Annotated in this window: 18 protein-coding genes; 7 read left to right on the top strand and 11 right to left on the bottom strand. The window is 72.0% G+C overall.

Going from position 1 to position 17,065, the window contains the following annotated elements:
* Nucleotides 1-8: 8 nt before the first annotated feature.
* Genes J8N05_RS02330 through J8N05_RS02320 form a run of 3 tightly spaced genes read right to left on the bottom strand, consistent with a single transcriptional unit; the run spans nt 9 to nt 2,381 of the window.
* Entirely contained in the window at nt 9-671 is a 663-nt protein-coding gene (locus tag J8N05_RS02330; protein ID WP_210880818.1) for an ABC transporter permease, read from the bottom strand.
* A 1-nt stretch (nt 672) separates the two neighbouring features.
* On the bottom strand, nt 673-1,314 hold the full coding sequence (locus J8N05_RS02325; RefSeq protein WP_210880817.1) for an ABC transporter permease: 642 nt from the start codon (nt 1,312-1,314) through the stop codon (nt 673-675).
* Nucleotides 1,314-2,381 (bottom strand): ABC transporter ATP-binding protein, encoded by a 1,068-nt coding sequence (locus tag J8N05_RS02320; RefSeq protein ID WP_247706121.1) that lies wholly within the window; start codon nt 2,379-2,381, stop codon nt 1,314-1,316. The genes J8N05_RS02325 and J8N05_RS02320 overlap by 1 nt, the downstream gene beginning before the upstream one ends.
* A 141-nt stretch (nt 2,382-2,522) precedes the next feature.
* On the opposite strand from J8N05_RS02320, the gene J8N05_RS02315 reads away from it, so the two are divergent.
* The 3 genes from J8N05_RS02315 to J8N05_RS02305 all read left to right on the top strand — a co-directional run bounded on the left by J8N05_RS02315 (nt 2,523) and on the right by J8N05_RS02305 (nt 5,826).
* On the top strand, nt 2,523-4,082 hold the full coding sequence (locus J8N05_RS02315; RefSeq protein WP_210880815.1) for an aromatic amino acid ammonia-lyase: 1,560 nt from the start codon (nt 2,523-2,525) through the stop codon (nt 4,080-4,082).
* Between the two features lie 44 nt (nt 4,083-4,126).
* On the top strand, nt 4,127-5,122 hold the full coding sequence (locus tag J8N05_RS02310) for a MurR/RpiR family transcriptional regulator (protein ID WP_247706120.1): 996 nt from the start codon (nt 4,127-4,129) through the stop codon (nt 5,120-5,122).
* A gap of 119 nt (nt 5,123-5,241) precedes the next feature.
* Nucleotides 5,242-5,826, top strand: coding sequence for a hypothetical protein (locus J8N05_RS02305; RefSeq protein ID WP_210880814.1), 585 nt, complete (start codon nt 5,242-5,244; stop codon nt 5,824-5,826).
* Between the two features lie 4 nt (nt 5,827-5,830).
* On the opposite strand, the gene J8N05_RS02300 is transcribed toward J8N05_RS02305, so the two are convergent.
* From J8N05_RS02300 to J8N05_RS02280, 5 genes are all read right to left on the bottom strand, one after another.
* The gene (locus J8N05_RS02300) at nt 5,831-6,205 is read right to left on the bottom strand and encodes a roadblock/LC7 domain-containing protein (protein WP_107015660.1); all 375 of its coding nucleotides are present in this window, start codon (nt 6,203-6,205) and stop codon (nt 5,831-5,833) included.
* 76 nt (nt 6,206-6,281) lie between these two features.
* Nucleotides 6,282-6,767: a roadblock/LC7 domain-containing protein gene (locus J8N05_RS02295; protein ID WP_210880813.1), complete on the bottom strand. Its 486-nt coding sequence runs from the start codon at nt 6,765-6,767 to the stop codon at nt 6,282-6,284.
* Between the two features lie 38 nt (nt 6,768-6,805).
* Nucleotides 6,806-7,597 (bottom strand): transcriptional regulator, encoded by a 792-nt coding sequence (locus J8N05_RS02290; RefSeq protein WP_210889968.1) that lies wholly within the window; start codon nt 7,595-7,597, stop codon nt 6,806-6,808.
* Nucleotides 7,598-7,734: 137 nt separating this feature from the next.
* Nucleotides 7,735-8,133 (bottom strand): hypothetical protein, encoded by a 399-nt coding sequence (locus tag J8N05_RS02285; protein ID WP_210880812.1) that lies wholly within the window; start codon nt 8,131-8,133, stop codon nt 7,735-7,737.
* 179 nt (nt 8,134-8,312) lie between these two features.
* A complete protein-coding gene (locus J8N05_RS02280) occupies nt 8,313-9,674 on the bottom strand; it encodes a type III PLP-dependent enzyme domain-containing protein (protein WP_210880811.1) in 1,362 nt (453 codons plus the stop codon).
* Between the two features lie 147 nt (nt 9,675-9,821).
* Between J8N05_RS02280 and hutU the strand changes: the two genes are divergently transcribed.
* The 4 genes from hutU to hutI all read left to right on the top strand — a co-directional run bounded on the left by hutU (nt 9,822) and on the right by hutI (nt 15,584).
* On the top strand, nt 9,822-11,480 hold the full coding sequence (hutU, locus tag J8N05_RS02275) for a urocanate hydratase (RefSeq protein ID WP_210880810.1): 1,659 nt from the start codon (nt 9,822-9,824) through the stop codon (nt 11,478-11,480).
* 263 nt (nt 11,481-11,743) lie between these two features.
* Nucleotides 11,744-12,961, top strand: a complete 1,218-nt coding sequence (locus J8N05_RS02270; protein ID WP_210889967.1) for an allantoate amidohydrolase — start codon at nt 11,744-11,746, stop codon at nt 12,959-12,961.
* An 11-nt stretch (nt 12,962-12,972) separates the two neighbouring features.
* Nucleotides 12,973-14,334, top strand: a complete 1,362-nt coding sequence (locus tag J8N05_RS02265) for a formimidoylglutamate deiminase (protein ID WP_210880809.1) — start codon at nt 12,973-12,975, stop codon at nt 14,332-14,334.
* Between the two features lie 50 nt (nt 14,335-14,384).
* Nucleotides 14,385-15,584: an imidazolonepropionase gene (gene hutI, locus J8N05_RS02260; protein ID WP_210880808.1), complete on the top strand. Its 1,200-nt coding sequence runs from the start codon at nt 14,385-14,387 to the stop codon at nt 15,582-15,584.
* 22 nt (nt 15,585-15,606) lie between these two features.
* Here the strand turns inward: hutI and J8N05_RS02255 are convergent, their stop codons facing one another.
* From J8N05_RS02255 to J8N05_RS02245, 3 genes are read right to left on the bottom strand one after another with little or no spacing between them, the layout of a single operon-like run.
* Nucleotides 15,607-15,960, bottom strand: coding sequence for a DUF397 domain-containing protein (locus J8N05_RS02255; protein ID WP_210880807.1), 354 nt, complete (start codon nt 15,958-15,960; stop codon nt 15,607-15,609).
* Between the two features lie 21 nt (nt 15,961-15,981).
* Nucleotides 15,982-16,182: a DUF397 domain-containing protein gene (locus J8N05_RS02250; protein ID WP_210880806.1), complete on the bottom strand. Its 201-nt coding sequence runs from the start codon at nt 16,180-16,182 to the stop codon at nt 15,982-15,984.
* Between the two features lie 8 nt (nt 16,183-16,190).
* Entirely contained in the window at nt 16,191-17,042 is an 852-nt protein-coding gene (locus tag J8N05_RS02245; RefSeq protein WP_210880805.1) for a helix-turn-helix domain-containing protein, read from the bottom strand.
* Nucleotides 17,043-17,065 lie beyond the last annotated feature (23 nt).

Below are 17,065 nucleotides of genomic sequence, written 5' to 3'. Positions count from 1 at the left end.
GCAACGCCCTACGCGGGCCGATGCCGGAACAACACCCGCTGCACCCCACTCAGCGCGAGATCGAGAACGACGGCGACAAGGGCGACAAGCACCGCCCCGCCCAGCACCTGCACAAGATCCCGCTGAGCGAGCCCGTCGAACACGTACCGCCCCAGCCCGCCGAAGGACACGTACGCCGCGATCGTCGCCGTGGCCACCACCTGGATCAGCGCCAGCCGCAGCCCCGTCATGATCAGCGGCAGCGCTAGGGGCAGCTCCACCTGGAAGAGGACCTGGTGCCAGCGCATCCCCTGCCCCCGAGCCGCGTCCTTCACGTCCGGATCGACGGCCGTCATCCCCGCGTACGTGTTGGTCACGATCGACGGCACCGCGAGGGCCACCAGCGCCACGTACACCGGCCACATCGACAGGCCGCTGGCGAGGAAGACGAGCACGACCAGGCCGACGGTCGGCAGGGCGCGCCCGAAGGACACGAGGTTGATGGCGAGGAACGCGCCCCGGCCGGTGTGCCCGATCAGCAGGCCCAGCGGCAGGGCGATCGCGGTCGCCACGAGGGTGGCGAGCAGCGAGTACTGGAGGTGCTCGGCGAGACGGTGCCCGATGCCGTCGGGCCCGGTCCACTGCTCGCCGCTGACCAGCCAGTCGCCGAGGTTCTTGAAGAGTTCGTACATGTCAGGCTCGCCGCCTCTTCCACGGGGTGAGTACGTACTGGACGGCGACCAGCAGGGAGTCCGCGACCAGCGCCAGCAGGAGCGTCAGGACGACCCCCACGATCACCGGCGTCGGGAAGTTGCGCTGGAAACCGTCGGTGAAGAGCTGGCCGAGACCGCCGTCGCCGATGTACGTGGCCACGGAGACCAGCGAGATCGACATGACCGTGGCGATCCGGACGCCCGCCATGATCACCGGGAGCGCGAGGGGGAGTTCGACGGTGAGCAGGGTGCGCAGCGGGCGCGTCCCCATGGCCTTCGCGGCCTCCTTCGTCTTCGCGGGGACCGAGTCGAGGCCCTCGACCGTGTTCCGCAGGAGGACGACGAGGGTGTAGATCGTCAGTCCGACGACCGTGGTGGTGCGGGTCAGTCCCGAGACCGGCAGGAGCAGGACGAAGACCGCGATCGACGGGATCGTGAACAGGACGTTCGACAGGCCCAGGAGCACCCCGCGCAGGGGCCGGATCCGGTGGGCGACCACGGCCAGCGGCAGGGAGATCAGCAGGCCGAGGAGGACGGCCGACAGGGCCGCCTGGAGATGGGAGAGCGTGAGGGTGGTGAGGTCGTCGGTGTGGTCGCCGATCCACGACCAGTCGATGGTCATCACGCCACCAGGGCTTCCGCGTGGGCCAGTCCCGCGTGCCGGTGGATCTCGTCGCGCGAGGTCACGCCGGTGAGAGCGCCGTCGGCGTCGACCCGGGCCACGAGTCCGGCCGGGGAGGCGATGGACTCGTTGAGGGCGGCGAGCAGGGAGTCGGTGTCGCGCAGGGGGCGTACGGGGAGTTCGGTGGTCCCGCTGTCGCTGGGCGCGCTGCCGGCGCCGGTGGGTCCGGTGCGCCAGTGCAGGGGTTTGCGGGCGCCGTCCAGGACCAGTTCCCAGGTGCCGCCCTCGGGGGCCGGGGCCTGCGGGATGCCCTTGAGCGAGGTCAGCGACAGGAGTTTCAGGCCGCGTTCGGCGCCCAGGAAGTCCGCGACGAAGTCGTCCGCGGGGCGGGCCAGCAGTTCGGCCGGGGTGGCGCACTGGACGAGATGGCCGCCGGTGCGGAAGACGGCTATCCGGTCGCCGAGCCGTACCGCCTCGTCGATGTCGTGCGTGACGAAGACGATCGTCTTGTTCAGCTCCTTCTGGAGCCGGAGCAGCTCGTCCTGGAGCTGGGTGCGCACGACCGGGTCGACCGCGCCGAACGGTTCGTCCATCAGGAGCACCGGCGGGTCGGCGGCGAGCGCGCGGGCCACGCCGACGCGCTGCTGCTGGCCGCCGGAGAGCTGGTGCGGGTAGCGCTTGCCGGCCTCGGCGCTCAGGCCGACCGTCTCCAGGAGCTCCGCGGCCCGCGACCGCGCCTTGCGGCGGCCCCAGCCGAGGAGCAGCGGCACGGTCGCGATGTTGTCGAGGACCGTGCGGTGCGGGAAGAGGCCCGACTGCTGGATGACGTAACCGATGGAGCGGCGCAGGTCGGCGGCGTCCTGTTCCAGCACGTCACGGCCGCCGACGCGGATGGTGCCCGAGGTGGGGTCGACCATCCGGTTGATCATCCGGAGGGTGGTCGTCTTGCCGCAACCGGAAGACCCCACGAGGACGGTCACGCCCCCTTCCGGCATCTCCAGGGAGAGGTCGTGGACCGCGGTGGTGCCATTCGGGAAACGCTTGTGGACCGCGTCGAACTGGATCATGAGGTGTCCCTTGCCCGGCTGCATATAGTCATGCAGAGTTCTCTCTACTTGAATAGCTTGTCAACGGTGTGGTGTTGATCGCTGGTTTCTTGTGATCGACAGGCAAGACCGAATGCCCGGTTTGAGGGGAGTTTGCGCTCTATGTCGTCTCGGGATGTGGACACGCCGAGTGCGGGAACGTACGGCCTCGTGGTGCTGGACGGTTACAGCACAGGCGTCGCCGACGTCGTACGCCTCGCCGACGGGTCCGCGCGGCCCGTCCCCGGCACCGACGCGATGAAGCGTGTCGAGGAGTCCTGGGACGCGGCCCGGCGCATCGCCGCCACCGGCCGCGTGTACGGCCGCTCCACCGGAGTCGGCGCCAACCGGAACGAGGACGTGCCCACCGAGGCCGCCGCCGAACACGGTCTGCGTCTGCTGCGCAGCCACGCCGGGGCCATCGGCGCCGAACTGCCCGCCCGTGAGGTCCGGGCGATGCTCGCCGTGCGGGCCAACCAGCTCCTCGCGGGCGGTGCCGGTCTGCGCCCCACCGTCGTCACCGCGCTGTGCGAGGCGCTGGAGAGCGGCGCCCATCCCGTCGTGAACGAGTTCGGCTCGGTCGGCACCGGCGACATCGCGGCCCTGGCCCAGGTGGGCCTCGCGCTGGCGGGCGAGCACCCCTGGCGCGACGGCGAGGGGGCCGGCCTGTCCGCGAGGGCGGGCACCGGTGTCGTCGAGCAGGCGGGCGCGCCCGAGCCGCAGCCGCTCGACAACAACGACGCCCTCGCGCTCATCAGCAGCAACGCCCTCACCCTCGGCCAGTCGGCGCTCGCCCTGCACGAACTGCGCGGACTCATCGGGGCCACCCAGGTCGTCGCCGCGCTGTCACTGGTCGCGGTGGACGGCTCGTACGAGGCCTACGCGGCGCCCGTCCACGCCGCCCGGCCGCACCGCGGGTCGACCGAAGTGGCCCGGCGGATGCGGGAGATGATCGGCGCCCCCGACCGGCCGACCCCGCCGCTCGGACGGATCCAGGACCCGTACGGCTTCCGGTGCGTGCCCCAGATCCACGGCCCCGCGCACGACGCCGCCGACGCGCTGGAGGAGGTCCTCGCCGTCGAGATCAACGCGGCCGCCGAGAACCCGCTGATCTGCGCCGCCGACATGGCCGCCTACCACCACGGAGGCTTCTACCAGGCCCAGCTCGCCCTCGCCCTCGACCACTTCAGGCTCTCCCTCACCCAGGTCGCCCGCCTGTCGACCTCACGCCTGTCGACCCTCAACGAACCCGCCTACACCCGGCTGCGCCCCTTCCTCGCCGACCACGAGCCCGCCTCCTCCGGCGTGATGATCCTGGAGTACGCCGCCGGGGCCGCCCTCGGTGACCTGCGGGCCTTCTCCGCGCCCGCCTCGCTCGGCCACGCTGTACTCTCCCGGGGCGTCGAGGAACAGGCGAGTTTCGCCTCGCTCGCCGCTCGCCAGACCCTGCGCGCGTGCAGCGCGTACCGTCTCGTGGTCGGCTGCGAACTCGTCGCCGCCGTACGGGCGCTGCGCCAGCGCGGCCTGCGCCCCGACCCGGAGCTGCCGGTGGGCAGGGCACTGGAGATCGCCGAGTCGGTGCTCGACGCGGACGCGACCGACCGGCCGCTCACGGACGACGTGACGGCGGCGGCCGCGCTGCTCGACCGGTTCACGGACATCTGGAGTGGGGGCACGGCATGAGCGTGGACGGGAACACGAGCGTGAATATGGGCATGGACAGGGACATGGAAACTGGCCCGGACAGCGGCGGTACGAGCGAGGCGAACGGCGCCGACGACACGAGCGGTGCGAGCGCGGACGACCGGAGCGCGGGCGCGAGCGGTGGCGGGGACGCGAGCGGTGGCGGGGACGCGAGCGGTGGCGGGGACGGGGCGGGCGCGGGCGTGAGCGACGCGCCCGCCGGGCGGCTGCAGGCCCTCTTCGAGGGGCACCGGCTGACGCCCACCCAGCGGCGCATCGCGCACAGCATGGTGCGCCGGGCCGCCGACGTGCCGTTCCTGTCGAGCGTGGAACTGGCCGAACTCGCCGGGGTCAGCCAGCCCTCCGTCACCCGCTTCGCCGTCGCTCTCGGCTTCGACGGCTACCCGGCGCTGCGCAGACACCTGCGGGAGGTCGCACCGGCCGAACCCGCCCCCGACACCGGCTCGTACAACGAGTACCAGCAGGCCGTCGAGGCCGAGATCGAGAACCTCCGCCATCTCGCCTCCGTGCTGGCCGACCCGCGCCCCGTCGAACGGGCCGGCCGGCTCCTCGCCGCCTCCCGCCCCCTGCCGGTGCTCGGACTGCGGGCCGCCGCGTCCCAGGCGTACGGCTTCGCCTACTTCGCGGCCAAGGTCCACCCGGATGTCCGGCTGCTGCACGAGGGCGGCACGATGGTCCACGACCGCATCGACGCGGCGGTACGGGCCGGAGCCAGCACCCTGCTGTGCTTCGCGCTGCCCCGCCACCCGCGCGAGGTCGTCGACACCCTCGCCTACGCGAAGGAGGCTGGGCTGACCGTCGTCACCGTCGCGGACTCCGCGTTCGCGCCGGTCGCCAAGGTGTCCGACCTGCTGCTGCCCGCCGCCGTCGGAACCGGCCTCGCCTTCGACACGGTCTGCGCGCCGATGCTGCTCGGGCGGGTCCTGCTGGAGGCGATGTGCGACGGACTGCCGGACGCCCAGGCACGCCTGGAGGAGTTCGACGCGCGGGCCGCGGCGCGGAGCCTGTTCGTCGAGTAGCGGCACCTCGCGGGCGGAGTACCGGCGACCGGCCGATTTTTTGGTGTTCTCTCAGATGCGTCTCACGTTCGGCCGCTAATCTGCCCGCCACACACAGGCGTCTGGTGAGGAGGCGGATCGTGGCGCGCGGAGGGCAGGGACTTGCTCGGGTGGCCGTCGTCGTACGGGCCGGAGCGGCACCGCTGGGCTGGCTCGGGATCGTCGCGGCGGGAGTGGGCGTACTGGTGCCCGGAATCACGGGACGGCGGATCGGGGTGCTGGCCGGAGCCGCGCTCTTCCTGATCACGGCGGTCGTCGTCCTGCTGACGCACCGCAAACGGTACGTGGCACTCGCCCGCGGCGCCGACCGCGCGAGCAAGCACGACGTGCTGCAGGACCGGGCGGTGACCGTACGCAACTGGCGCCGGGGGCACCGCTGGTGGGCGCTCCTCGCCTTCGCCGTGGCCCTGGGCTCGGCGTTCACCGTGCCGGCCGCGGGCGGGATGCTGCTCGCGGGCGCCGGAGCGGGCCTGCGTCTCAAGGCCGCCTGGATCGGCCGGCTCGAACGGGCCGCCGAGTCGCTCCTGTGGGTGCGGGTCGACTGGCTCGGCCGCGGTGCGGGCGTTCCGGCGGGCCAGCGCGTCAAGGGCTACCGGGCCACCGGGATCGCCGCGGGCGACGCCGCGCCCGGTGGGGCGCGGCGTCGGGCCGGGGTGCTGGTCTGATCCCTCAGACCTCCAGATCGCTCTCGATCTTCTTCAACTGGTGCCTGGCCATGGCCAGGTTGGCGCGTTTGGCGTCGAGCACCAGGTAGAGGAAGAGTCCGTTGCCGCCCCGGCCCTTGATCAGCCGGATCAGGTGGTACTGGTCGGACAGCGTGATCAGGATGTCCTCGATCTCGCCCTTCAGGCCCAGGTGCTCCATGGTGCGGATCTTGGCGCGGACGACGTCGGTGTTGCCGGCCGCGGCGACGGTGAGGTCGAAGCTCTTGCTGCCGCCGATCGTGCCCAGCGCCATACCGGTGGTGTAGTCGACGAGAGCGGCTCCGGTCGCGCCCTCGATGGAGGCCAGGGTCTCTTTCAACGCGGTCTCGGTGTTCGTCATGGTGGTGCCGGTCCTTTCGGTTCGGGTCAGTTCAGGTCGGTTCTGATCGGTCCGGGTCGGTGCGGTGTGGCCGGGTTCAACGGCTCTCACCGGTCGGCCCGGGGACCGTGCGCGCTGTGCGCGCGGTTCTGTTGCGTGGGGTGAGGGCGGCCTTCGGGGCGGGCCGGGCCGCCGGGGCCGGCTGGGCTTCGGCTGCGGCCTCGACGAGTTCGCCGATCCGGGTGCCGGAGCGGCGCCCTTCGAGGTGCAGCCGGCCGACGTTCGCCCGGTCGCCCGCCAGCAGCGTCAGTACGGCGGAGGGTCCCGCCGCGTAGGTCGCCACATAGCCGTGCTCGCCGCGCAGCAGAAGTTCGCGGAAGTCGCCCCGTCCGGTCGCGTCCGCCACGCGGAGGGCGACCCCCAGTGCGGCGGCGGTGAGGGCGGCCAGCCCCTCCGGCTCCACGCCCGGAGTGTCCTGGGCCAGTACCAGGCCGTCGACGCTGGCCGCGAGCGCGCCCGTCAGCTGGGGCACCCGGGCCCGTAACCGGTGCAGTTCGTCGAGGACTTCGGCCTCCGCCGCCATCAGTTGTCTCCTCTCGGCACGCTGTCGGAGCGCGCGGATCACAAGGCCTCCAATGCGTCTCTGAGCCGGCGCAGCAGGGCCACGTCGGGATCCGCCGACGCCTGCGCGGCCTGCGCCGCCTGGGCGGTCGCAGTGGAGACGGGGGACATGGGGGACACGGGGGGTGCGGCGGTCTCCGGTGCCCGGCACTCGACGGTGCGCGCGCGGGTCGTCACGATCCCGGCGGCCGCCAGCCGGCGGACGTCGACCAGCGTGTGGAACCCCGGCCGGCCGAGGACCCGTGAGATGTCCGAGACCGTGCGCGCCCCGTCGACCTGGTCGAGAACCGTGCGCTGACGCGGTGGGAGGACCACGTCGACGGCACGGGCGGTCCGGACGAGTTCCGCGGTGTCCGTGTCCGGATCCGGCCAGATGCGGTGCAGCAGCGCGCGGCGCCGCAGTGTCTCGCGCTCCACCGCGCCCACGGTCACCGGCCGTACGGGGCCGATCCAGTGCGCGACCCCGTACCGGAACCGCGCCGGGCCGCTGCTCGCGCCGAGCGTGAAGAACGCGGCGTCGTACAGCGCCCCCAGATGGCACAGCTCCAGGGCGCCCGCGGCCAGCCGCCCGCTGTCCACCAGGAACCGTCCGACACGGCGTTCGGCGCCCGCCTCCGAGACCGCCTCCCACCAGCCGTCGGAACCCAGTGCCCCACGGCTGGTGAGCAGGATGTCCAGCCCGGGGGTCGCGGGGCTCTCGGCGTGCACCACCTGGCCCTCGACCAGGTACAGCACTCCGCGATCCCGTGTCAGTACGCCGGTGGCGCGCTCCTCCGCGAGCCGGCTGAGCATGGGACTGAGCACGGGCGGGACCGAGGCCGGCCCGTCCGCACCGTCCGCGCCGTCCGGGTGGACGGGCGGGACGAGTGGGCCGAGCGGGTCGGGGTCGGGTCTGCCCAGTCCCGGCAGGGGGCCTGCTTCCATCGTGGTCACCCCACCACCAGCCGTTCCGCCATCTCGCCCAGGCGTATTCGGGCCAGGGCGAGATTGCCGTCCGAACGTCCCAGCCACAGATGCAGGAACACACTGCTGTCGAAGGTCGTCCGGACGAAACGCAGGACGTGATAGCTGTCCCTGTTGCTGACGATGAGGTCCTCCACCGGCGGCTGCCCGCCGGACCAGTCGGCTCCTTCCTCGGGTGCGAAGGCCTTGTGCTCCGCGGCGAGCCGGGCGAGTTCCGCCGCCTCGGCCGCGGTGGCCTCGTGATCCCCGTTCGGTGAGTCCCCGACCGTGCCCAGAGCCAGTCCGCTGGTCCAGTCGACCACCGAGGCTCCCCGGGCTCCGGGTAGCCTCATGGCCTCCAGCAGGCACTCGTCGATTCCGGGCACGGTGCTTCCCTCCCGCCCGTCGGTTCAGCTGAGTGACGCAGAAGCTACGCAACGTGTGCGTGACGGGTGAGAGATAGGGCATTTTCCTGTGGAACATGCCAGTTGCTGGCTAGTGTGGGTCGATTGCCCTGAAGACAATCAGACCTTCTGCCTTTTCCCGGTTCGCGGATTCGATCCGGTCACGCCGGGTTCGCGCGGGTCAACGCCTCCGTGTGCGCCCCTCCCGACTCCGCCACGAGTTCGTCGAGCGTCTGCGCCGCGCGGACCGTCGCGAACCGCACCCCGCCGGCCCCGTCCGGACCGAAACCGTGCACGGCGGGCCGCGCGAGCGAGTTGTACCCGTAGTGGTGCGCGAAGTAGTACGCCCCCGTGTCCAGCGCCGCCGCGTAGTCGCCCTGTTCGAGCAGCGGCATCGACCGGCCCTCCGCCAGCAGGTCGCCCGCGAAGCAGGCGGGCCCCGCCACGTCCTGGACCACCTCGGGCCCCGTCTTGGGCCGCCCCTTGGCGTCGTACGCGGCCACCCGCAGCGGCCAGGACCCGGGCGCGTACACCGTGCGGGCCGCCACCTGGACCCCCGCGTGCGTCACCGCGATGGCCCGGCCGCCCGCCGACTTCGCGTACTCGACGCGCGCCAGCACCACGCCGTGCTTGGCGAGCAGCGACCGCCCGAACTCCGTGACCAGCCCGTACCGCCCGTCGAACAGCCCCGGCACACTCGACGCGAGGAGCCGTGCGTACTCCTCGTACGTCGGGGTGTGGACGTCCGAGCCGAAGTTCACCGGCAGCCCGCCGCCGATGTCGAGCGTGTCGATCTGCCGTCGCCCGGCCCGTTCGTTGATCTCCTCCGCGAGCCCGTACGCCTCGGCCACCCCGCGTGCCATCAGCTCCAGCGGCATCCCCTGCGACCCGGAGTGCGTGTGCAGCCGGGTCAGCCACGGCCGGTCCAGGTACGCCCGCACGACCCACTCGCGCGCCCCCTCGTCCCGCAGCGCGACGCCGAACTTCGAGGTCGCCGTCGCCGTGGACAGCGCCCCGATCGAACCCCCGCCGACCTGCGGGTTCACCCGCAGCCCCAGAGGCGAGCGGGTCGACGCCGACCCGACCAGCGCGTCGATCCGCGCCAGCTCCTGGGGGTTGTCCGCGTTGACCGCGATCCCCAGCGCGAGTGCCTCCCGCAGCTCCGAGGGGGTCTTCGCGGGCGAGTCGAGGACCGTACGGGACGGGGGCACCCCGGCCGCGCGGGCGAGGGCCAGCTCGCCCGGACTCGCGACCTCCATGCCGATGCCCTCCCCGTGCAGCAGCCGCAGCACGGGGACGAGCGGGGTCGCCTTCACCGCGAACGCGTGCAGCACGGGCGTACCCGGTGCGGTCACCGCGTCGAAGGCCGCCCGCAGGGCCGTTACGGAGGACCGGATTCCGGTGGTGTCGAGGAGCGCGACGAGGGGCGTGGAGGGGCTTACGAGTCCCTGTTCCACGGCGGCGCGAACGGCCTCGTCGCGCCGCGTGGCCCCGTCCGTCCGCTCACCTGTGTATGCAGCCATGGGCCCAGCCAAACACCCGTGCGGTGCCCCCGCTGGCCCGCGAGGGTATTGACTAGTTCTATTCAGGAGCTCAGGATATGAATATCCGCTGTACCGCTGGATGAACGGCACCACCCGGAGTACTCACCCGTCGCCAGGAGGCAGACCATGTCAGGACCCCGCCCCGTCCGAGCACCGCGCGGAACGGAACTGAGTGCCCTGGGATGGCAGCAGGAAGCCGCTCTGCGGATGCTGCAGAACAACCTCGACCCCGAGGTCGCCGAGCACCCCGACAAGCTCGTCGTCTACGGCGGCACCGGCAAGGCCGCCCGCGACTGGCGCTCCTACGACGCCATGGTCCGTACGCTGCGGACGCTGAAGCAGGACGAGACGATGCTCGTCCAGTCCGGCCGCCCCGTCGGCGTCATGCAGACCCACGAGTGGGCGCCGCGCGTCCTCATCGCCAACTCCAACCTGGTCGGCGACTGGGCGAACTGGGAGGAGTTCCGCCGCCTCGAAGCCCTCGGCCTCACCATGTACGGCCAGATGACCGCCGGATCGTGGATCTACATCGGCACGCAGGGCATCCTCCAGGGCACCTACGAGACCTTCTCCGCCGTCGCCGCGAAGAAATTCGGCGGGACGCTCGCCGGGACCATCACCCTGACGGCCGGCCTCGGCGGCATGGGCGGCGCCCAGCCGCTCGCCGTGACCATGAACGACGGCGTCGCGATCTGTATCGACGTCGACCCGCGCGCCATCGAGCGCCGTATCGAGCACCGGTACCTGGACGTACGCGCCGACTCCCTGGAGCACGCCCTCCAGCTCGCCGTGGAGGCCCGGGACGCCCGCCGCCCGCTCTCCATCGGCCTGCTCGGCAACGCCGCCGAACTGCTGCCGCGGATGCTCGCCGAGGGCGCCCCGATCGACATCGTGACCGACCAGACCTCGGCCCACGACCCGCTGGCCTATCTGCCCGTGGGCGTCGAGTTCGACGACATGGCCGCGTACGCCGCGAAGGACCCGGCCGGTTTCACCACCCGGGCCCGTGAGTCCATGGCGCGGCACGTGGAGGCCATGGTGGGCTTCATGGACGCCGGCGCCGAGGTCTTCGACTACGGCAACTCCATCCGGGGCGAGGCCCAACTCGCCGGATACGAGCGGGCGTTCGCCTTCCCCGGCTTCGTGCCCGCCTACATCCGGCCGCTGTTCTCCGAGGGCAAGGGCCCCTTCCGCTGGGCCGCCCTGTCCGGTGAGGCGTCCGACATCCACAAGACGGACAAGGCGATCCTCGACCTCTTCCCGGAGAACGAGTCCCTGCACCGCTGGATCAAGCTGGCCGGCGAGCGTGTCCACTTCCAGGGCCTGCCCGCCCGCATCTGCTGGCTCGGGTACGGCGAGCGGGACAAGGCGGGCGAGCGCTTCAACGACATGGTCGCCTCGGGCGAACTGGCCGCCCCTCTGGCCATCGGCCGCGACCACCTCGACTGCGGTTCCGTCGCCTCCCCGTACCGCGAGACCGAGGCCATGCTCGACGGCTCGGACGCGATCGCCGACTGGCCGCTGCTGAACGCCATGGTGAACGTGGCCTCCGGCGCGTCCTGGGTGTCCATCCACCACGGTGGCGGTGTGGGCATGGGGCGCTCCATCCACGCGGGGCAGGTGTCGGTGGCCGACGGCACGCGGTTGGCGGGCGAGAAGATTCGCCGCGTGCTGACGAACGACCCCGGGATGGGGGTCATTCGGCATGTCGATGCCGGGTACGACATCGCGGAGACGGTTGCCGACGAGCGGGGCGTGCGGGTTCCCATGCGGGAGGGCGAGTGAGCGGGTCGTTGTCCGGCGGGGGCGCTGCCCCCGGGCCCGGCCAGGGGCTCCGCCCCCGGACCCCCGATCGGCCTGAACGGCCTCGTCCTCAAACGCCGGACGGGCTGGAAGTGCCCGAGCGGTCTGGTCGGCAGGAGCCGGACGGGCTGGAAGTGGCCGAGCGGTCTGGTCGGCAGGCGCCGGATGGGCTGGAAGTGGCCGAGCGGTCTGGTCGGCAGGCGCCGGACGGGCTGAAGGCGCCCAGGGGGTCCTCCTTTCTTGAGATGTGGGGGGAGCTGGAGTCCATCGGGCGGCATGCCGGGTCCGGGGGGTATCGGCGGTTCGCCTGGACCGGGGCCGATACCGACTGCCGTGCCTGGTTCCGGGCGCAGGCCGAGGCGCGTGGGCTCACCCTCGAACTGGACCGGAACGGGAACCAGTGGGCCTGGCTCGGCGACCCCTTCGCGGGGGACGCCGTCGTCACCGGGTCCCACCTCGACTCCGTGCCCGACGGCGGTGCCTTCGACGGGCCCCTCGGCGTCGTGTCCTCCTTCGCCGCGCTGGACGAACTGCGCGGCCGGAACGCGCGGTTCACCAAGCCCCTCGCCATCGTGAACTTCGGCGACGAGGAAGGCGCCCGCTTCGGGCTCGCCTGCGTGGGCTCGCGGCTCACCGCCGGGGAACTCACCGTCGAGCAGGCGCACCGGCTCACCGACGCCGACGGGATCACCCTCCCGCAGGCGATGGAGGCCGCGGGCCACGACCCGGACGCCATCGGCGCGGACCCCGAACGCCTGGGCCGTATCGGCGCGTTCGTCGAACTGCACGTCGAGCAGGGGCGCGCCCTGGACCTGACCGGCGACCGGGTCGGCGTCGCCAGCGCCATCTGGCCGCACGGACGGTGGCGGTTCGACTTCCGGGGCGAGGCCAACCACGCGGGCACCACCCGCCTCGTGGACCGCCGCGACCCCATGCTGTCGTACGCGGAGACCGTGCTCGCGGCCCGCCGGGAAGCCCGGCTCGCCGGTGCGGTGGCCACCTTCGGCAAGATCTCCGTCGAACCGAACGGCGTCAACGCCATCCCCTCCCTCGTACGCGGCTGGCTCGACTCCCGCGCCGCCGACCAGGCGACCCTCGACACGGTCGTCCACGGCATCGAGAAGGCCGCCCGCGAGTACGCCGACGCGCACGGCATCCACCTCGACGTCGTCCGGGAGTCGTTCACCCCGGTCGTCGAGTTCGAGCACGCCCTGCGGGACGAGATCGCCCGACTCCTGGGCGGGGGAACGGGCCAGGACCCCGCGCACCTGAACGTGCCCGTCCTCGGGACCGGTGCGGGACACGACGCCGGGATCCTCTCCGGTTCGATCCCGACCGCCATGCTGTTCGTACGCAACCCCACGGGGGTCTCGCACTCGCCGGCCGAGCACGCCGCCGAGGACGACTGCGTGGCCGGGGTGACCGCACTCGCCGACGTACTGGAAGGGCTGGCCTGCAAGTGAGTGAGCCGCACATGAGCGCGCGAGGCACGACGTACTGGCTGGAGCACGCCTGGCTCGACTCCTACGTGGAGCCGGGCGTGGCCCTCGACGTGGACACGGACGGCCGGATCGCCGCCGTCCGCACGGGCGTCGACAGTCCACCGCCCGGAGCGGAGATCCTGCGCGGCCTGACCCTCCCCGGCCTCGCCAACACCCACAGCCACGCCTTCCACCGGGCCCTGCGCGGCACCGTCCAGGTCGGCTCCGGGACCTTCTGGACCTGGCGCGAGATCATGTACTCCGTCGCGGACCGGCTCACCCCGGACACGTACCACGCGCTCGCCCGCGCGGTGTACGCGGAGATGGCGCTCGCCGGGGTCACGGCCGTCGGCGAGTTCCACTACGTGCACCACGCGCCCGGCGGCACCCCGTACGCCGACCCGAACGCCATGGGCGAGGCGCTCGTCGAGGCCGCCGCCGAGGCGGGCATCCGCATCACCCTCCTCGACACCGTCTACCTCGCCGCCGGCCTCGTCGACGCGCGCAGGGGACAGCCCCCGAACCGGCACCAGCTCCGCTTCTCCGACGGCACCGCGGAAGCCTGGGCAACACGCTGTTCAGTTCTCAAGGACCGGGATCACGCGCGGATCGGGGCCGCCGTCCACTCCGTACGGGCCGTGCCCGCCGGGCAGTTGGCGACGGTGGCGCGGTGGGCCGAGGAGCGGCAGGCCCCGCTCCATGTGCACCTGTCCGAGCAGACGGCCGAGAACGACGCCTGCCTGGCGGCCCACGGCCGTACGCCCACGCAGCTGCTCGCCGACCACGGGGTGCTGGGCCCGCGCACCACGGGCGTGCACAACACCCACCTCACCGACGACGACATCGCACTGCTCGGCCGCTCGGGCACCGGCACATGCATGTGCCCGACCACCGAGCGCGACCTCGCCGACGGCATCGGACCGGCCGTCGCCCTCCAACAGGCCGGCTCCCCGCTCTCCCTCGGCTCCGACAGCCACGCCGTCATCGACCTGCTCGAAGAGGCGCGCGCGATGGAGCTGAACGAACGCCTGCGCAGCCGTACCCGAGGTCACTGGACCGCGGCGGCGCTCCTGCGCGCCGCCTCCGCCGACGGTCACGCGGCCCTCGGCTGGGCCGACGCGGGCACGCTCGAAGCGGGTGCGCTCGCCGACTTCACGACGGTCGCGCTCGACTCCGTCAGGACAGCGGGGACGCTGCCGCGGCTCGGGGCCGAGACGGCCGTATTCGCAGCGACAGCGGCGGACGTGCGGCACACCGTCGTGGGCGGCCGGCACGTCGTACGCGACGGGGTGCACACCCTCGTCCCGGACGTGCCGCAGGCCCTGGCGGACGCCATCGAAGCGCTGCGCGCCTGAACTCCGGCCCCGAACGGGCCCCTGTTGCCCCGACTGCCCTCAAGGACGCCATGAGCAGCATCAGCGGTAGCAATACCGGCAGCACGACTCTCATCACCAACATCGCCAGTCTGGTCACCAACGACTCCTCCCTCGGTGACGGATCTCCGCTCGGTCTGATCCAGGACGCGGCCGTCGTCATCGACGGCGACCGCATCGCGTGGACCGGTGACTCAAGAAAAGCACCCGCCACTGACAATCGGGTCGACGCCGGTGGCCGAGCGGTGATCCCCGGCTTCGTGGACTCCCACTCCCACCTGGTCTTCGCCGGCGATCGCACGCAGGAGTTCAACGCCCGGATGTCCGGCCGCGCCTACAGCGCCGGCGGCATCCGCACGACCGTCGCGGCCACCCGCGCCGCGAGCGACGAGGAGCTGGAGCGCAACGTCGTCCACTACCTCGACGAGGCTCTGCGCCAGGGCACGACCACGTTCGAGACGAAGTCCGGCTACGGGTTGACGGTCGAGGACGAGGCGCGGGCCCTGCGCATCGCGTCCGCGCACACCGACGAGGTCACCTACCTCGGCGCGCACATCGTCTCGCCGGACTACGCGGACGACCCCGCCGCGTACGTCGCGCTCGTCACCGGCGAGATGCTCGACGCGTGTGCCCCGTACGCGCGTTGGATCGACGTCTTCTGCGAGAAGGGCGCCTTCGACGGGGACCAGGCCCGCGCGATCCTCACGGCGGGCAGGGCGAAGGGGCTCCACCCGCGCATCCACGCCAACCAGCTCTCGTACGGGCCCGGAGTGCAGTTGGCCGTCGAGCTGGACGCGGCCAGCGCCGACCACTGCACGCACCTCACCGACGCGGACGTGGACGCGCTCGCGAGCGGCGACACGGTGGCGACGCTGCTGCCCGGCGCGGAGTTCTCGACGCGCGCCGATTGGCCGGACGCCCGCCGCCTGCTCGATGCGGGTGTCACGGTCGCCCTGTCGACGGACTGCAACCCGGGCTCGTCCTTCACGTCGTCCGTACCGTTCTGCATCGCGCTCGCGGTACGGGACATGGGCATGACGCCGGACGAGGCGCTCTGGTCGGCGACGGCGGGCGGGGCGCGGGCTCTGCGCCGCACCGACGTCGGCCGCGTGGCTCCGGGCGCGTACGCCGACTTGGCGTTCCTGGACGCCCCGAGCCACGTGCACTTGGCGTACCGGCCGGGGGTGCCGCTGGTTTCGGAAGTGTGGAGGCGCGGAGTCCGTACGGTCTGACCTGCAGTCGTCCGGCGTCGTGTCAGCCCGTGCTGGGCGGAGTGCTTTCCTCGGCGTCGAGCTGGTGGTCCGCCCGGACGTAGCTCTCGGGCAGCAGATCTTCTCTACTCTCATGCGCTGTCGAGCGACGCCGGAGTGGGCGGCGACCGTCCGGGGCCCCGGTCGTCGGCGCGGCTGAGATCAGGGCACCGACCCCGCCGGCCTTGACCCTGCGTATCAGGTGGGCCAACGGGCCCATGGACGTGCAGAGTTCGGTGGTGGGGCTGTCGCTCTCGCGGAGGTGGACGGTGCCAGGGGAGACGGCGATCTCGACGCAGGTGTTGCCTTCGCCGCCCCCCGAGTAGGTCGACTTCTGCCAGCGCAGGGCTTCGTCCATATGCGGTTCGCGACTCCTTGATTACGTTGTGGTGCGGACCGCGCCGGCCTTCACCCCGAGTATCAGGTGGGCCAACGGGCCGACGGTGGTGTTGAGTTCGGCACCGGGGGAGTCGCTTTCGCGGAGGTGAACGGTTCCAGGGGAGACGGCGATCTCGACGCAGGTGTTGCCCTCACCGCCGTCCGAGAAGGTGGACTTCTGCCAGTGCAGGGTGTGGCTCATGGGGTGCCTCACAATTCCTTCGTCAGGCGGTGGATGAAGTCCCGGGACGCCGTGGGTTCCATGGACGCCTTCTCCACCTTACGGAAGAGCGTTCGGAGCCGTTCCAGCTGTGCTTCGGCGTCGATGAACATGGTTCCGCCGGGGGTGTCCTTGAGCCCGGTGTCCAGGCGGGCCAGCGGACCGCCCAAGTACAGCATCGAGGCTCCGGCTCCGGCGAAGTGGTCCTGATCGGTCGGGATGACACGTACGGTGGCGTGCCCCTGCTCGATCTCGACCAGGATGCGGCGGAGTTGGGCGACCGAGGCCTGGCGGTCGGCCACGCGGACGCGTAGCGCGAACTCGTGAATGATTGTCTCGTACGGGGGCGGGCTGGCGCCCTCGATGACGGCGTGCCGCTTCATCCGGTGCTCCACCCGAGGCGCCAGCTCGCTCTCCGGCAGTTCCGGACGCATGTACCCGAAGATCGCCCGCGCGTAGGCAGGTGTTTGCAGCAGTCCGGGAATGTGCGTGATGACGACCTCTCGCAAGAACGTCGCATGGTGCTCCGCCTCGGCCACGTCCAGGTTCACCTGGGGCAGAACGCCCCGGTACTCGTCCCACCACCCGCGTGTGCGCTCGCCTGCCATGGCTGCGAGCGCATCGATCAGTGCTTCGTCCGGGCAGGCGTAGTGGGCTGCAAGGCGCCGGATACGCTCCGCGCTGACGCCTGCGATGCCCGCCTCCATCTGGCTCATCTGCGTCGAGGTGGAGTCGAGGAACGCGGCAACATCGCGTGCTTTAAGGCCGGAAGCCTCGCGCAGCCTGCGCAGTTCGGTTCCCAGGCGAGCCTGGCGTGCCGTGGGATGACTCCTTGGCGGCATACGCCCTCCGATTGTCGACCGCT

It is taken from the genome of Streptomyces liliiviolaceus (genome assembly GCF_018070025.1).
GTDB classification, from domain to species: domain Bacteria; phylum Actinomycetota; class Actinomycetes; order Streptomycetales; family Streptomycetaceae; genus Streptomyces; species Streptomyces liliiviolaceus.
The sequence above is the reverse complement of the archived record's forward strand: the minus strand, read 5'-3'. Positions and strand labels throughout refer to the sequence as shown.